We start from the raw sequence: 14,388 nt of genomic DNA, 5'->3' as shown, positions 1-14,388 counted from the left end.
CTAGGGCTCGGAGGGGCGTCCGGTGGGTCGAGCCCGGCACAGGCGGGGCCCGTCCCGCGGATCGTGCTGCGAGACGGGCCCTGCCGGTGGGACTACTTGATCGACTCGATCGCGGTGGCGACGGTCGAGGCGAGCTCGGAGCTCAGGGGAGCGGAGCCGGCCTGAGCGGCGGCGGCCTCCTGGCCCTCCTCGCTCGCGACGTAGGAGGCGAAGGACTTGACGACCTCGCCCTTGTCGGCGTCCGCGTACTCCTGGCACACGATGAGGTAGCTGACCAGGACCATCGGCCAGGCGTCCGCCTCGGTGCCGGTGCGGTCGATCTTGATCGCGAGGTCGTTGTCCTCGCGGCCGTCGGCGATGGGCGAGGCGGCGACGACCGCCGCGGCTCCGTCGGCCGAGATGGTCGAGAACGCGTCGCCGACCTTCAGCTGGGCCATGTCCATGCCCTGGGCGCCGGACTCGTCGGCGTAGCCGATCGTGTTGGTGCCGTTCTTGACCGCGTCGACGACACCCGAGGTGCCCTTGGCGCCGTCACCGCTCTGGTACGGGAAGGTCTGCGCGGCGGGAGCGTCCCAGACGTCGCTCGCGGTGGCCGCGAGGTAGTCGGTGAAGTTCTGCGTGGTGCCCGAGTCGTCCGAGCGGTGCACGGAGGTGATGTTCGCCGACGGGAGGGTCGCGTCGGGGTTCAGGGCCTTGATCTCCGGGGCGTCCCAGGAGGTGATGGTGCCCTTGAAGATGCCCGCGATGGTGGCCGCGTCGAGCTTGAGCTCGTCGACGCCCTCCACGTTGAAGATGACCGCGATCGGCGAGATGTAGACCGGGAGGTCGATCGCCTTGGTGTCGGGGGCGCAGGCGGCGAAGGTGCCCGCGAGCTCCTCGTCCTTGAGCGCGGAGTCGGAGCCGGCGTAGTCGGCGGCGCCGTCGATGAAGTTGGTGCGGCCGGCGCCGGAGCCCTGCGGGTCGTAGTTGACCGTGACCTCGGGGTTCGCGGTCTGGAACGCGGCGGCCCAGGTGGTCTGCGCGGTGCCCTGAGCGGACGAGCCGATCCCGGTGATGGTGCCGGAGAGCGTGGAGGTGGTGGCGGAGCCGGAGCTGCCGCCTGCGGCCGGTGCCTCGTTGGCAGCGCAGGAGGTCAGCGTGATCGCTGCGACGGCGGCGACGACGGCCGCCTGGCCGAGACGCGAGAATCTCACAAGTATCCCTTTCGGGTAGGAAAGCGTGGAAAACAGAACAGGGCCTGGTGCAGCCCGCGAGCGAGAGTACGGAGGGGTCGTGTCCTGGCACCGACCGCTCGGTGAACGCGCGGTGAACGGGTCCGCCTCGGGGATTGCGGAGCGACGGGGCGGCGGGGAAGGCGCGGTGCGTCGGGCGGGTCCCGGCGGCGCGACCGGCCCGGTCCGGAGGGACCCGTCGAGCCGGTCGCGCAGCGCCCGGGCGGGTCAGGCCAGCGGCGTGTGCGTCTCGATCGCGACGATGCCGGAGCCGGGGTGCCCGGTGGAGAGGTGCACCACGGCGAAGCCGCCGGTCGGGAGCGCTGCCGCCTCGTCGAGGTAGGCGCCGAGAGGGGTCGCCGTGGCGAGGGCGATCTCGCGCAGGATCTCGGGGATCACCGGCCGGTGGCTGCAGAGGACGGCGGTGCGGCGGGCGCGGACCCGCTTGCCGACGAGGGCGCGGACGTCGGCGGTGCCCTGCTCGTGCGCCTCCTGGCTGAGGTCGTCGCGCAGCTTGACCGGCTTCCTGACCAGACCGGACAGCGGGGCGATGGTCGACCGGCAGCGCTTGGCGGTGCTCGAGACGAGGCGGCGCGGGCGCCAGGCGGCCACGGCCTGAGCGGCGGCCGCGGCCTCGACCCGGCCGCGCCCGGTGAGGCGGCGGGTGGAGTCGCGGCCGTCCCAGGAGGAGGCGGGCACCGCCTTCGCGTGCCGCAGGACCACGATCGCGAAGGTCTCGAGCGCACCGCGTGCGGCGATCCGGGCGAACTCGTCGACGATCGTCACGTCGTGCGGATAGGTCAGGTAGCTCCGGGCCCGCTTGAGCGTCACCCACTCGAGCGCCTCGACCTCGTCGTTCGGGAGGAAGTCGGACGCCAGGACGGCCTTCTCGGTCACCTGCGCCGCCCAGTAGTAGACGGCCTTCGGGCGCCCGCTCGGCAGCGTGTACTCGGTGCACCCCAGCGGCACCCCGAGCGCCACCGAGAGCCCGGTCTCCTCGCGGATCTCGCGGACCGCGGTCTCCGGGAGGGACTCGCCCGCGTCGACCTTGCCCTTGGGCAGGCTGACGTCCCGGCGGTGCGGCCGGTGGATCACGAGGATGTGCGGGCGGCCCTCGATGATCCGCCAGCACACCGCTCCTGCTGCGTAGACGGTGCCCGTCACGGGCGTCAGCGGCTGGAGGCCCGGTTGGCGGACCGTGTCGCCGCGCGCTTGCGATGGGTGATGTGCTGCATCAGCTGGTTCTGGAGGTCGGCGAGCGGAGCGCCCTCCTCGTCGAGGTGGTGCCGCGTCCAGTCGCCGTCCGGGCCGAGCCACCAGGAGGCGGTCCGCTCGTCCATCGCCCGCTCGAACATGTCGTCGATCTCGCTGAGGTGCGCCGGCTCGACGATCCGCACCAGAGCCTCGACGCGGCGGTCGAGGTTGCGGTGCATCATGTCGGCGCTGCCGATGAAGACGTCCGGCTCGCCGCCGTTGACGAAGCTGAAGATGCGGGAGTGCTCGAGGTAGCGGCCGAGGATCGAGCGCACGCGGATGGTCTCGGAGAGCCCCTCCTGGCCGGGCTTCAGCCCGCAGATGCCGCGCACCCACACGTCGACCGGCACGCCGGCCTGGCTGGCGCGGTAGAGCGCGTCGATCACGGACTCGTCGACGATCGAGTTGACCTTGATCCGGATGCCCGAGGGGCGCCCCGCGCGGGCGTTCTCGGTCTCGGCGGCGATCCGCTTGAGCAGGCCCTTCCGCAGGTGGCGCGGCGCGACGAGCAGGCGCTTGAACTTCTTCTCGATCGCGTAGCCCGAGAGCTCGTTGAACAGACGCGTGAGGTCCTTGCCGACCTCGGGGTCGGCCGTCAGGAGTCCGAGGTCCTCGTAGATGCGCGAGGTCTTCGGGTTGTAGTTGCCGGTGCCGATGTGGGAGTAGTGGCGGAGCACTCCGCCCTTCTCCTGGCGGATGACGAGCGCGAGCTTGCAGTGGGTCTTCAGCCCGACGAGCCCGTAGACCACGTGCACGCCCGCCTTCTCGAGCTTGCGCGCCCACGAGATGTTCGCCTGCTCGTCGAAGCGCGCCTTGATCTCGACCAGGGCGAGCACCTGCTTCCCCGACTCGGCCGCGTCGATGAGCGCCTCGACGATGGGGGAGTCGCCGGAGGTGCGGTAGAGCGTCTGCTTGATCGCGAGCACGTCCGGATCGGCCGCCGCCTGCTCGAGGAACGACTGCACGCTCGTCGCGAAGGACTCGTAGGGGTGGTGAAGGAGCACGTCGCCGCGGGAGACGGCCTTGAAGACGTCCTGCCGCTGGTTGGGCTCGCTGGGCGAGAGCTGCACCGCTGTCGTCGGGACGTGATTGGGGTACTTCAGGTCCGGGCGGTCGATCTTCTGCAGGCTGAAGAGCCCGCTGAGGTCGAGCGGGGCCGGGAGCTTGTAGACCTCCTGCGTCGTGATGTCGAGCTCGCGGACCAGCAGGCCCAGCGTCTCGTCGTCCATGTCGTCGGTGACCTCGAGGCGGATGGGCGGGCCGAACCGGCGGCGCAGCAGCTCCTTCTCGAGGGCCTTGATCAGGTTCTCGGTCTCGTCCTCGTCGACCTCGACGTCCTCGTTGCGCGTCACCCGGAACACGTGGTGGTCGAGGATCTCCATGCCGGGGAACAGGTCGTCCAGCTGGTTGGCGATCAGGTCCTCGAGCGAGATGAACCGCATCGGCTCGCCCGGCGCCGCGACTCCGGCGATCCGCACGAAGCGGGGGAGCATCTGCGGCACCTTGAGGCGCGCGAACTCGACCTTCTGCGTCTTCGGGTTCCGCACCCGCACCGAGAGGTTGAGCGAGAGGCCGGAGATGTAGGGGAACGGGTGCGCCGGGTCGACCGCGAGCGGCATCAGCACCGGGAACACCTGGGCCGAGAAGTAGTCGTCCAGCACGGTGCGCTCGGCGTCGCTCAGCTCGTCCCAGCGGACAAGGTCGATGCCGCCGTCGCGCAGGGCGGGCTCGACGAGCTCCTTGAACGCTCGGGAGTGGCGCTGCTGCAGCAGGTGCGCCTTCTCCGAGATGTCGGTCAGCACGTCGACCGGCACGCGGCCGATGTTCGTCGGCAGGGCGAGCCCCGTGAGGATGCGGCGCTTGAGGCCGGCGACCCGGACCATGAAGAACTCGTCGAGGTTGGACGAGAAGATCGCCAGGAAGTTCGCCCGCTCGAGCGCCGGAACCAGCGGATCCTCCGCGAGCTCGAGCACGCGCTGGTTGAACGCGAGCCAGCTCAGCTCCCGGTCGAGGTAGCGGTTGTCGGGGAGGAGCGGGTCCGAGTGCTCCTCCTCGTCGTCGAAGTCGTCGTCGAGGTCATCGCTGAGACCGTCTTCGAGAAGCAGGTTGTCGCCGTCCATGCGACCATCCTGGCACCGCGTCCGTCCGCTCCGCGCCGCCGCTCGTGAATGCCGGATGAAAGGGGCCGGGTGAGGCCCTGTGGAGGAGTGCCGGCTCAGCGCAGCGGCGCGGCGCGCTGCAGGTACTGCACGTCGACGGAGGCGTCCGTGAACCCCAGCGAGCGGTAGAGCGCCACCGCCGACCGGTTCTCGGCCTCGACGTAGAGGTCGGCCGTGGTGCAGCCGCGCTCGAGCATCCGCGCGAGCCCGGCGTTCAGCAGGGTGCGGCCGAGTCCCCGTCCGGCCGCCTCGGGGGCGACCCCGAGGACGTAGATCTCGCCGGTCGTCGATCCGGGCTCGATCTTGAGCCAGTCGTAGCCGAGGAGCGTGCCGTCGGCGTCGCGGAGCAGGAGGAAGTCGCCCTCGTCGAACCACGGCTCGGCGCGGCGGGCCGCCAGGTCCTCCTCCGTCATCCGCCCCTGCTCGGGGTGCGCGGCGAAGATCCGCGCGTTCAGGGCGATCCACTCGGCCGGAGCGAGGTCGCGGGCGTCCGAGAGGACGACGCCCTCGGGGACGCGGACCTCGGGGGCGGCGAGCGGCTCGAGCTCGAGGTGCAGGAGGGTGCGCACCGGGGCGAAGCCGTGGGAGGCCGCGAGGGCCCGGGCGGCGGGGTGGTCGCCGTGCGCCCAGGCGAGCAGGCCCGTCCGGCCGCTCGCGAGGACCTGCTCCAGGGTCGCGGTGCCGAAGCCGACCCCGCGCCACTCCGGATCGACGACGAACTCCAGCTCGCCCTGCCCGAGGATCGCCGCCGCCACGACCACGTCCGCGCGCAGCCCCACGAGGAGGGTGCGCGAGCCGGCCCGGGCGTCGACGAGTGTCTGGTCGCTGAAGGGGGGCTGGTGGTCGAACCAGGCGGCGCGCCCGATCAGGTGCTCGAGGCCGGCCGCCACCGCGGGATCGGCCAGGTCCTCAACGGACAGGTTGAGCGACTCGCTCATTGTCCTCTTCGTACACGTTGAAGCGGTATCCGACGTTGCGGACCGTGCCGATCAGCGACTCCAGGTCGCCGAGCTTCGCGCGGAGGCGCCGCACGTGCACGTCGACCGTGCGGGTGCCGCCGAAGTAGTCGTAGCCCCACACCTCGCTCAGCAGCTGCTCGCGGGTGAAGACGCGCGAGGGGTGCGTGGCGAAGAAGCGGAGGAGCTCGAACTCCTTGAAGGTGAGGTCGAGCGGGCGCCCGTGCACCTTGGCGGAGTAGCTGGCCTCGTCGATCACGACGCCCGACGCCTGGATGCGCGAGGTCGACTGCTCCTGCGCCAGCCGGCCGATCACCAGGCGGATGCGGGCGTCGACCTCGGCGGGGCCGGCCGAGTCGAGGATGACGTCGTTGACGCCCCAGTCGGCCGAGACGGCCGTGAGCCCGCCCTCTGTGAGGATCAGGATGAGGGGGACGTTGATGCCCGTGGTCGTGAGGATCTTGCAGAGCGACTTGGCGCTGGCGAGGTCCTGCCGCGCGTCGACCAGGATCAGATCGCAGCTCGGGGCGTTCACGAGCTGGGCGGGCTCCGCGGGGATCTGCCGGGTCCGGTGGCTGAGGAGCCCCAGTGCGGGGAGCACCTCGGCGCCTCCCGCCGAGGTCAGTATCAACAACTGCGCCACGGATCCTCCAGAACTGGTCTGCCCGCAATACTAGCGGCGGGCCGGGAGGGGCGTCCGCCTGGGGCACAATTGTCGGATGGGCAGGGATCGGGTGGGCATCGGAGTCGTCTGGGCGCTCGCACTCGCGGGCTCCGTGCTGACGCTGGCGATCGCCGCTCCGGAGTCCCGGCAGCTCTGGCTCGCGCTGACGTTCGGCGGCTGCGTGCTCGCGACCTTCGCGGTGCAGCTCGCCGTGGCCCGCGCCGAGGGGTACCTCCTCCGCGCGATGACGAGCATCGTCGGAGCGATGGCCGTGGTCGCGGTCGCGAGCGGGATCGCCCTCCTCCTCCCCGCCTGAGCAGTCGCGCCCTCCCGTCCCGAGCGCCCGGATCCGCACCGCCTGAGCGGCCGCGTCCGCCCCGCCCCTGCGTCGGAGGCGGCGGGTAGGATGAGCGCATGCTTCTCGCCCTGGAACTCTTCTACCTCGGTCTGCTCGGGCTCGCCTCCCTCGCCATCGCGTGGGTCTCCGGCGTGGTCGTCTACAAGCTCTACCGCGGCCAGCGCTAGCCGCCGCCGGAGCCCGAGTGATCTCGCTTCCGTCGGGCCTGCCGCCCGAGCTCGTCCCCCTGTCCTGGCTTCTCGGCGTCTGGGAGGGCTCGGGCGTCATCGACTACACGATCGGCGACGACTCCGTCCAGGCCGAGTTCGGCCATCGCATCAGCTTCAGCTACGACGGCCTCCCGTACCTCAACTACAACTCCTACACGTGGCTGATCGAGGAGGGCGCCGAGGAGGCGCCCCGGCCCCTGGTCACCGAGACGGGCTACTGGCGCCTCAGCCGCGCGCTGACCGACTCCGACGCCGGCCCTGGAATGCTGCCCGGCCGCGGCGCACCCGCCTTCCCCGACGCGGAGTCCGTCGAGACTCTGCGCAACGCCGCCGGCGGGTTCGACATCGAGGTCTCGCTCGTGCACCCGGACGGGGTCAGCGAGCTCTACCTCGGTCAGGTCAAGGGGCCGCGGATCGACCTCGCGACCGACGCGGTGATGCGCACCGCCGCGGCGAAGGACTACGCCGCCGCCACGCGCCTCTACGGCCTGGTCGACGACCACCTGCTCTGGGCGTGGGACATCGCCGCGCTCGGCCAGGGCCTGCGGACCCACTCCTCCGGACGGCTCGCCCGTGTCGACTGACGCGCCCTCCCCGCTCCTGGCCGCCCCGGGCGCCGTCGCGACGACGAGCGTCGCCGAGCCCGGCGTCGCCGCCCACTACGGCGAGCCCTTCCTCGAGCAGCGCGCTCTCGCCGCGGGCACCGCGCTCGTCGACCTCTCCGGCCGCGGCGTCGTGACCGTCACGGGGCCGGACCGCCTCACCTGGATCGACTCGCTCACCAGCCAGGCCGTCTCGCGCCTCGCTCCCGGCGCGTCCGCCGAGACGCTCCTGCTCGACCCGACCGGCCGGATCGAGCACGTCATCCGCCTCGTCGACGACGGCGAGACCGCCTGGCTCCTGCTCGACCGCGACGAGACGGCCGGCCTGGCCGCCTGGCTCGACCGGATGCGCTTCATGCTCCGCGTCGAGGTCGCCGACCGCACCGACGACTTCGCGACCCTCGCCGCCCTCGGCGACGGGCCGGCCCTGACGCTCGCCCTGTCCCTGGCCGAGGAGCCCGTCGTCTGGAGCGACCCGTGGTCGCAGGTCCAGCCGGGCGGCTGGCAGTACGCGCTGACCACAGAGCACCCCGGGGGCTCCTGGGAGCTCCGCGAGGTCCTGGTCCCGCGAGCGGCCCTCGAGGCCCTCGCGGAGACGGCCGTCGGGGTGGGAGTGGCCCTCGCGGGAGTCGACGCCCTCGAGGCGCTGCGCATCGCCGCCTGGCGCCCGCGTCACGCGACCGAGGTCGACGAGCGGTCCATCCCGCACGAGCTCGACCTCCTCCGCTCGAGCGTGCACCTCGCCAAGGGCTGCTACCGGGGCCAGGAGACGGTGGCGAAGGTGCACAATCTCGGCCACCCGCCCCGGCGCCTGGTCCTGCTGCAGCTCGACGGCTCCGACTCGGTCCTCCCCGCCCACGGCGACGTCGTCACGGCGCTCAAGGGCGGCGAGCCGGTCGACGTCGGCACGGTCACCTCCAGCGCCTGGCACTACGAGGACGGACCGGTCGCTCTCGCGGTCGTCAAGCGGAGCGTCCCGGTGGATCTCGAGCTGACCGTGCTGGCCGGCGACTCGCGCGTGGCCGCGGCCCAGGAGGTCGTGGTCCCGCCCGGAGCCGGAGCGGAGGCGGGAGTGCCCCGCCTGCCCCGCCTCGGGGCGACGACCAGGTAGGCCACGCCGTGGTGGCCGCACGTCCCGCCGAGCGGGGCCGGGCGGCCGAGCGGCTGCGCGGTCTCGTCCGGACCCCCGAGCTGAGTCCCGCGCGCGCCCTCGCCCGCGCGGGGGCGTCGCTCCCCGCCGTGCTGCAGATCGTGCTCGCGGCGACCCTCGCCTACTCCGTCGCGCACTTCGTCCTCGGGCACCCCGCGCCGGTGCTGGCGCTGACGGCCACGATCTCGAGCCTCGGCATCGCGCGCGACACCCGCCCCAAGCAGGTGGCCGAGACAGCGACGGGGATGCTCATCGGCATCACGGCCAGCGAGGTCCTGCTCCTGCTGTGGGGGAGCGGCGTCTGGCAGCTCGCCGTCGTCCTCGCCGTCGTCTTCACGCTCGGCCGGGCCCTCTCGCCCTCGCCGGGGTTCGCCGTGGCCGCCGGGACCCAGGCGATGCTGGTGATGGTCCTCCCTGCGCCGGACGGAGGCGTCTTCACCCGGAGCGTCGACGGCCTGATCGGCGGGCTCGCGGCGCTGCTCTGCACGGCGATCGTGCCCCGCCCGCCGCTGCGCACGGCGCGGGCCGAGGCACACCGGCTCTTCACCGCGCTCAGCCGGACCGTGGAGGAGCTGGCCGAGGCGCTCCGCCGGGGCGACTCCTCGGCGTCCACCGCAGCCCTCGAGCGGATCCGCGGGACGCAGCCGGTCATCGACGGCTGGATCGCGGCGCTCGACTCCGCGACCGGCGTCGCCCGGATCTCGCCGTTCGTCCGTCGGCACCGCGGCGAGCTCTCCCGCCAGGCCGTGATGCTGTCCGCGCTGGACCTCGCGACCCGGAATCTGCGCATCGTCGCGCGCCGCACCGACTTCCTCGTCGGGGACGGCGCCCCGCGGCCGGCGCTCGCCGGAGCGGTCGCCGCCCTCGGCCCGGGCATCGCGCTGCTCGGCCGCGCGGTCGCCGATCCGTCGGTGCTCGCCCTGGCGCGTCAGGACCTCGTGCTGCTCGCGACCACGCTCGACCCCCAGCGGCTGATCCCGGAGGCGCGCCTCGCCGAGAAGACGGTGCTCGTCCTGCTCCGCCCGCTCGTCGTCGACCTGCTCACGGCGACCGGCGCCGCTCCCGCCGAGGCGCGGGCCGCCCTGCCCCCGCTCGCCTAGGGCTCAGGAGGTCCGGTGCTCAGGCCCGGCGCTCAGGCCCGGCGCTCAGGCCCGGCGCTCAGGAGGAGGGGGCGACCGCCTCCCACGCGACCGTCACCTCGCCCAGGCGCCAGCGCCGCGGCCCGCCGAGGACCGGCCACTCCGGCCGGAGGTCCCGGACCGCCGCGATCCAGCGCTGACCCGGACTGTAGACGGCGAGAGGGGCGTTCAGCGTCCACGCCCGCTCGAGGGCGGCGAGGAAGGCGTGCACGCCCTCGCCGGGCACGTTGCGGTGGATGAGGGCCTTCGGCAGGCGCTCGGCCGCCGTCATCGGCGAGGGGATCGCCGCGAGCCGGAGCGAGAGGGTCAGCGAGCGCGGGCCCTCCCGGCCGACCTCGATCCAGGTGCAGATGCGGCCGATCTCGTCGCAGGTGCCCTCGACCAGGACGCCGTCGGGCTGCAGGCGGTCCGTCATAGTCGCCCAGGCTCCCTCCACCGCGTCCTCGTCGTACTGGCGGAGCACGTTGAAGGCGCGGATGACGCCCGCCCGCCGCCCCGCGGGCAGGGGAACCTCGAAGCCGCCGCGCTCGAAGCGCACGCGCGCGTCCGCGGGGAACGGCGTGCCGCCCTCCCTCACCCGGGCGAGCTGGCGCCGAGCGGTGTCGACCCGTGCGGGCTCGATCTCGAGGCCGAGCACCTCGACGTCGGGCGCGGCCCGGACGAGCCGGCGGTGCAGCTCGAGCGTGGTGACCGCGCTCGCCCCGAAGCCGAGATCGACGACGAGCGGGGAGGCGGTGCTGCGCAGGACGGGCAGCTCGGCGAGCCGGCGGTCGACCCGGCGGAGGCGGTTCGTGCCCGTCGTTCCGCGGGTGACGGCTCCGATGGGCATGCTCTCCAGCGTATCCGCGGGCGAGGGGGCCGCCTCTAAGCTGGACGCATGTCCGAGACCTACACCCTCATCCTCGTGCGCCACGGCAACAGCGAGTGGAACCAGAAGAACCTCTTCACCGGCTGGGTCGACGTGCGCCTGACCGAGCAGGGAGTCGCGGAGGCCACCCGCGCCGGCGAGCTGCTGACCGAGGCGGGCCTGCACCCCGACATCGTCTACACGTCGCGCCAGACGCGTGCGATCCAGACCGCCAACATCGCCCTCGAGGTCGCCGACCGCCTGTGGATCGACGTCAAGCGCTCCTGGCGCCTCAACGAGCGCCACTACGGCGCCCTGCAGGGCAAGGACAAGGCGCAGACCCTCGCCGAGTACGGCCCCGAGCAGTTCCAGACCTGGCGCCGCTCCTTCGACGTGCCGCCGCCCCCGCTCGACGACGACGACCAGTACTCGCAGGCGCACGACGAGCGCTACGCCGACCTCGGCGACGCCCTGCCCCGCACCGAGTCGCTGAAGCTCGTCATCGAGCGGATGCTTCCGTACTGGGAGTCCGACATCAAGCCGGACCTCGCCTCGGGCAAGACCGTCATGATCACCGCGCACGGCAACTCCCTCCGCGCGCTGGTGAAGACGCTCGACGGTATCTCGGACTCGGACATCGCGGAGCTCAACATCCCGACCGGGATCCCGCTCGTCTACGAGCTGAACGAGGACTTCGAGCCCATCCGGGAGGCGCGCTACCTCGACCCGGAGGCCGCGGCCGCCGGTGCCGCCGCCGTCGCCGCCCAGGGCGCCAAGAAGTAGCACCGCCCCGCACACGCGAACGGCCCGCCCGAGTCCTCGACTCCGGCGGGCCGTTCCCGTCCGCAGCTCCGACGGGGACGGCACGGACACGTCCGGCCCGCAGGAGACGATCGTTCCTGCGGGCCGGACGGTGAGACGGGCCGGAGCCCGAGGTGTCGACTAGGAGTAGTCGCCCGAGATCAGGTACTGGACCTTCTTGGCGATCGACACGGCGTGGTCGGCGAAGCGCTCGTGGTAGCGGCTGGCGAGGGTCGCGTCGACGGTGTCGGCGGCCTGGCCCTTCCACGCCTCGCTGAGCACCTTGTCGAAGACGCTGACGTGCAGCTCGTCGATCTTGTCGTCCTCGTCGCGGATCTCCTCGGCGATGCGCGGGTCCTGCGAGCGGAGCAGGTCGGTCAGCTTGTGTGCGACGACCACGTCGAGGCGGCCCATCTCGACGAACGTCGGACGCAGGCTCTTGGGGACCACCTTGTCGGGGAAGCGATAGCGCGAGAGCTGGGCGATGTGCTCGGCGATGTCGCCCATCCGCTCGAGCGACGCGCTGATGCGCAGCGCCGAGACGACGATCCGCAGGTCGCGGGCGACCGGGTTCTGCCGGGCGAGGATGTCGATCGCGAGCTCGTCGAGGCTGATGGCCAGCTCGTCGATGCGCGCGTCGCTCGCGATGACCTCCTCCGCGAGGGTGACGTCGGAGTGGTTGAACGCCTGGGTCGCCTTCTCGATGGCGATCTCGACGAGTCCGGAGATCTCGACGAGTCGTTCCTGGACCTCGGCCAGCTCCTGCTGGAAAACTTCGCGCATCTGTGTTCGACCCTCTCTACGGCGCGCGCGGACGACGGCGCCGGATCTGCGGCGAGCACCTCGCACGCCGCTGCGACTGCACTCCGTGGGCGCAGGCGCAGTTATGATGACCAAGGCAGGTTAACGGACGGTGCCGAGCGTTTGAACAGTACTCGACCCCCGGAGGATCGACGGGAGTCCGGTAGGGGGACGCCCGGTGGATGGTTAGCCTGGGTCCGTGGATTCGGGCTTGATCGTGGTTCTGTCGCTCGTTCTCGGTGTCGCGATCGGGATCCTTCTGACGACCGTGCTCACGCTCGCCGCCCGCCAGGGCCGCATCGCGCAGGACGTGATCTCGGTCGGGCTCCCCGAGGGGATCGAGGCGATCATCGACGCCGTCGGCTCGCCCGCCTTCGTGACCGACCCGTCTCACAACGTGCTGAAGGCGTCCACCCGCGCCGTCGCGCTCGGCCTGGTCTCGCAGGACACGCTGCTCCACCCCGACCTCGCCGCCATCGTCGACCGCGTCCGCCGCTTCGGCGACGACATCGTCCAGGACCTCGAGCTCGCGACCAGCCCGCTCTCCGACGCCGCCGTGACGCTCGTCGTCCACGCGACCCGCCTCGGCTCCCGCTACGTCCTCGTCATCGCCGAGGACCACACCGAGGCGCGCCGGCTCGAGGCCGTCCGCCGGGACTTCGTCGCCAACATCTCCCACGAGCTGAAGACCCCGATCGGCGCCGTCGGCCTGCTCGCCGAGGCCCTCGACTCCGCCGCCGACGACCCCCAGCAGGTGCGCCGCTTCGCGCACCGGCTGACCCAGGAGTCGCACCGCCTCGCGAAGATCACGCGCGAGATCATCGAGCTCTCCCGCCTCCAGGCCGCCGACGTCGCCGGCTCCGCCGAGATCATCCGCGTCGACGACGTCGTCACGGCGGCGCTCGAGACCACCCACGTCATGGCGGAGTCGCACGACGTCACCCTGGTCAAGGGCGGGATGAAGAAGGCCTACGTCGTGGGGCAGGAGAAGATGCTCGTCTCGGCGCTGCACAACCTCCTCGCCAACGCCATCCAGTACTCGCCCGCCGGCTCCCGCGTGGGCATCGGCGTCCGCTCCACCGGCGGAGTCGTCGAGATCGCCGTCACCGACCAGGGCATCGGCATCCCGGAGGAGGACCTCGACCGGGTGTTCGAGCGCTTCTACCGCGTCGACCAGGCCCGCTCCCGCCACACCGGCGGCACCGGCCTCGGCCTCAGCATCGTCAAGCACGCCGTGCAGAACCACGGCGGCGACGTCCGCGTCTGGTCCAAGCCCGGCCGCGGCTCCACCTTCACCATCCGGCTCCCCGAAGCCGACCCCGCCCGGACGCCCTTCGCGGCGACCGCCCCGATAGGAGAACACGCGTGACCAGCATCCTGCTCGTCGAGGACGAGAGCGCCCTCAGCGAGCCCCTCAGCTACCTGCTCGAACGCGAGGGCTACGACGTCACCGTCGCCGAGGACGGCAACCGCGCCGTCGCCGCCTTCGACGAGGGCGACTACGACCTGATCCTCCTCGACCTCATGCTGCCCGGCATGCCCGGCACCGAGGTCTGCCGCGAGATCCGCACCCGCTCCTCCGTCCCGATCATCATGGTCACCGCCAAGGACTCCGAAGTGGACATCGTCGTCGGCCTGGAGCTCGGCGCGGACGACTACGTCACCAAGCCCTACTCCACCCGCGAACTGCTCGCCCGCATCCGCGCCGTCCTCCGACGCCGCACCGAGGAGCCCGGCGAGGAGCGGATCGTCGTCGCCGGCCCCGTCCGCATGGACATCGAACGCCACACGGTCGAAGTCGACGGCGTCGAGACCCCGATGCCCCTCAAGGAGTTCGAGCTCCTCGAGATGCTCCTCCGCAACGCGGGCCGCGTCCTCACCCGCGGCCAGCTCATCGACCGCGTCTGGGGCAGCGACTACTTCGGCGACACGAAGACCCTCGACGTCCACGTCAAGCGCATCCGCTCCAAGATCGAGAAGACGCCGAAGGAGCCGGTGCTCCTGGTTACTGTCCGCGGCCTCGGCTACCGCTTCGACGCTTGATCGCGGGCCCTGGCGGGGCGATCTGCGGCGTTGTCGTCGGTTGCGATACCGCTGGTATCGCGCCCTCCTCCGCCTTGCAGCTCACCCCGCCAGGACCCGCGATCAACCCTGTGCTGGAGGGGTGAGGTGCGGGGCCGTCGCTGCGCGACGAGCCGCGGGGTGGGGCCGTCGCTGCGCGACGAGCCGTCGAGGGG

The 14,388-nt window shown here is 72.1% G+C and carries 14 protein-coding genes; 7 read left to right on the top strand and 7 right to left on the bottom strand.

The features are described from left to right. Window positions 1-92 precede the first annotated feature (92 nt). The 5 genes from pstS to C5C71_RS14520 all read right to left on the bottom strand — a co-directional run bounded on the left by pstS (window position 93) and on the right by C5C71_RS14520 (window position 6,223). A complete protein-coding gene (pstS, locus tag C5C71_RS14540; protein WP_104224704.1) occupies window positions 93-1,193 on the bottom strand; it encodes a phosphate ABC transporter substrate-binding protein PstS in 1,101 nt (366 codons plus the stop codon). Between the two features lie 246 nt (window positions 1,194-1,439). After that, window positions 1,440-2,375, bottom strand: a complete 936-nt coding sequence (locus C5C71_RS14535) for an NUDIX domain-containing protein (protein ID WP_104224703.1) — start codon at window positions 2,373-2,375, stop codon at window positions 1,440-1,442. A gap of 5 nt (window positions 2,376-2,380) precedes the next feature. Further along, a complete protein-coding gene (locus C5C71_RS14530; protein ID WP_104224702.1) occupies window positions 2,381-4,585 on the bottom strand; it encodes an RNA degradosome polyphosphate kinase in 2,205 nt (734 codons plus the stop codon). Window positions 4,586-4,680: 95 nt separating this feature from the next. Next, window positions 4,681-5,562, bottom strand: a complete 882-nt coding sequence (gene mshD / locus C5C71_RS14525; RefSeq protein ID WP_104249369.1) for a mycothiol synthase — start codon at window positions 5,560-5,562, stop codon at window positions 4,681-4,683. Continuing rightward, the gene (locus tag C5C71_RS14520; RefSeq protein ID WP_104224700.1) at window positions 5,534-6,223 is read right to left on the bottom strand and encodes a winged helix-turn-helix domain-containing protein; all 690 of its coding nucleotides are present in this window, start codon (window positions 6,221-6,223) and stop codon (window positions 5,534-5,536) included. The genes mshD and C5C71_RS14520 overlap by 29 nt, the downstream gene beginning before the upstream one ends. A gap of 76 nt (window positions 6,224-6,299) precedes the next feature. Here C5C71_RS14520 and C5C71_RS14515 point away from each other — a divergent pair, with 76 nt between their 5' ends. The 4 genes from C5C71_RS14515 to C5C71_RS14500 all read left to right on the top strand — a co-directional run bounded on the left by C5C71_RS14515 (window position 6,300) and on the right by C5C71_RS14500 (window position 9,663). Continuing rightward, complete coding sequence (locus tag C5C71_RS14515) at window positions 6,300-6,560, top strand: hypothetical protein (RefSeq protein ID WP_146076503.1); 261 nt, start codon at window positions 6,300-6,302, stop codon at window positions 6,558-6,560. Between the two features lie 226 nt (window positions 6,561-6,786). After that, window positions 6,787-7,395, top strand: coding sequence for an FABP family protein (locus C5C71_RS14510; RefSeq protein WP_104224698.1), 609 nt, complete (start codon window positions 6,787-6,789; stop codon window positions 7,393-7,395). Next, entirely contained in the window at window positions 7,385-8,524 is a 1,140-nt protein-coding gene (locus tag C5C71_RS14505; protein WP_104337945.1) for a folate-binding protein YgfZ, read from the top strand. Before C5C71_RS14510 ends, C5C71_RS14505 begins: the two co-directional genes overlap by 11 nt. Before the next feature lie 8 nt (window positions 8,525-8,532). After that, window positions 8,533-9,663 carry an aromatic acid exporter family protein gene (locus C5C71_RS14500; RefSeq protein ID WP_104337944.1) on the top strand — a complete coding sequence of 377 codons (1,131 nt, stop codon included), beginning with the start codon at window positions 8,533-8,535 and terminating at the stop codon, window positions 9,661-9,663. Between the two features lie 58 nt (window positions 9,664-9,721). Here the strand turns inward: C5C71_RS14500 and C5C71_RS14495 are convergent, their stop codons facing one another. Next, window positions 9,722-10,531 (bottom strand): class I SAM-dependent methyltransferase, encoded by an 810-nt coding sequence (locus tag C5C71_RS14495; RefSeq protein ID WP_104337943.1) that lies wholly within the window; start codon window positions 10,529-10,531, stop codon window positions 9,722-9,724. A 48-nt stretch (window positions 10,532-10,579) separates the two neighbouring features. Between C5C71_RS14495 and C5C71_RS14490 the strand changes: the two genes are divergently transcribed. Continuing rightward, window positions 10,580-11,332 carry a phosphoglyceromutase gene (locus tag C5C71_RS14490; RefSeq protein ID WP_104337942.1) on the top strand — a complete coding sequence of 251 codons (753 nt, stop codon included), beginning with the start codon at window positions 10,580-10,582 and terminating at the stop codon, window positions 11,330-11,332. Window positions 11,333-11,491: 159 nt separating this feature from the next. On the opposite strand, the gene phoU is transcribed toward C5C71_RS14490, so the two are convergent. Further along, a complete protein-coding gene (gene phoU / locus C5C71_RS14485) occupies window positions 11,492-12,133 on the bottom strand; it encodes a phosphate signaling complex protein PhoU (RefSeq protein ID WP_104224693.1) in 642 nt (213 codons plus the stop codon). Window positions 12,134-12,350: 217 nt separating this feature from the next. Here phoU and C5C71_RS14480 point away from each other — a divergent pair, with 217 nt between their 5' ends. Both C5C71_RS14480 and C5C71_RS14475 read left to right on the top strand, forming a co-directional pair. Continuing rightward, window positions 12,351-13,520, top strand: a complete 1,170-nt coding sequence (locus tag C5C71_RS14480; protein WP_104224692.1) for a cell wall metabolism sensor histidine kinase WalK — start codon at window positions 12,351-12,353, stop codon at window positions 13,518-13,520. Then, window positions 13,517-14,194 carry a response regulator transcription factor gene (locus C5C71_RS14475; protein WP_104227263.1) on the top strand — a complete coding sequence of 226 codons (678 nt, stop codon included), beginning with the start codon at window positions 13,517-13,519 and terminating at the stop codon, window positions 14,192-14,194. Before C5C71_RS14480 ends, C5C71_RS14475 begins: the two co-directional genes overlap by 4 nt. Window positions 14,195-14,388: the final 194 nt, after the last annotated feature.

Source organism: Rathayibacter sp. AY1C1, from assembly GCF_002932105.1.
Lineage (GTDB): Bacteria > Actinomycetota > Actinomycetes > Actinomycetales > Microbacteriaceae > Rathayibacter.
This window is presented reverse-complemented; position numbering and strand designations above follow the sequence as displayed.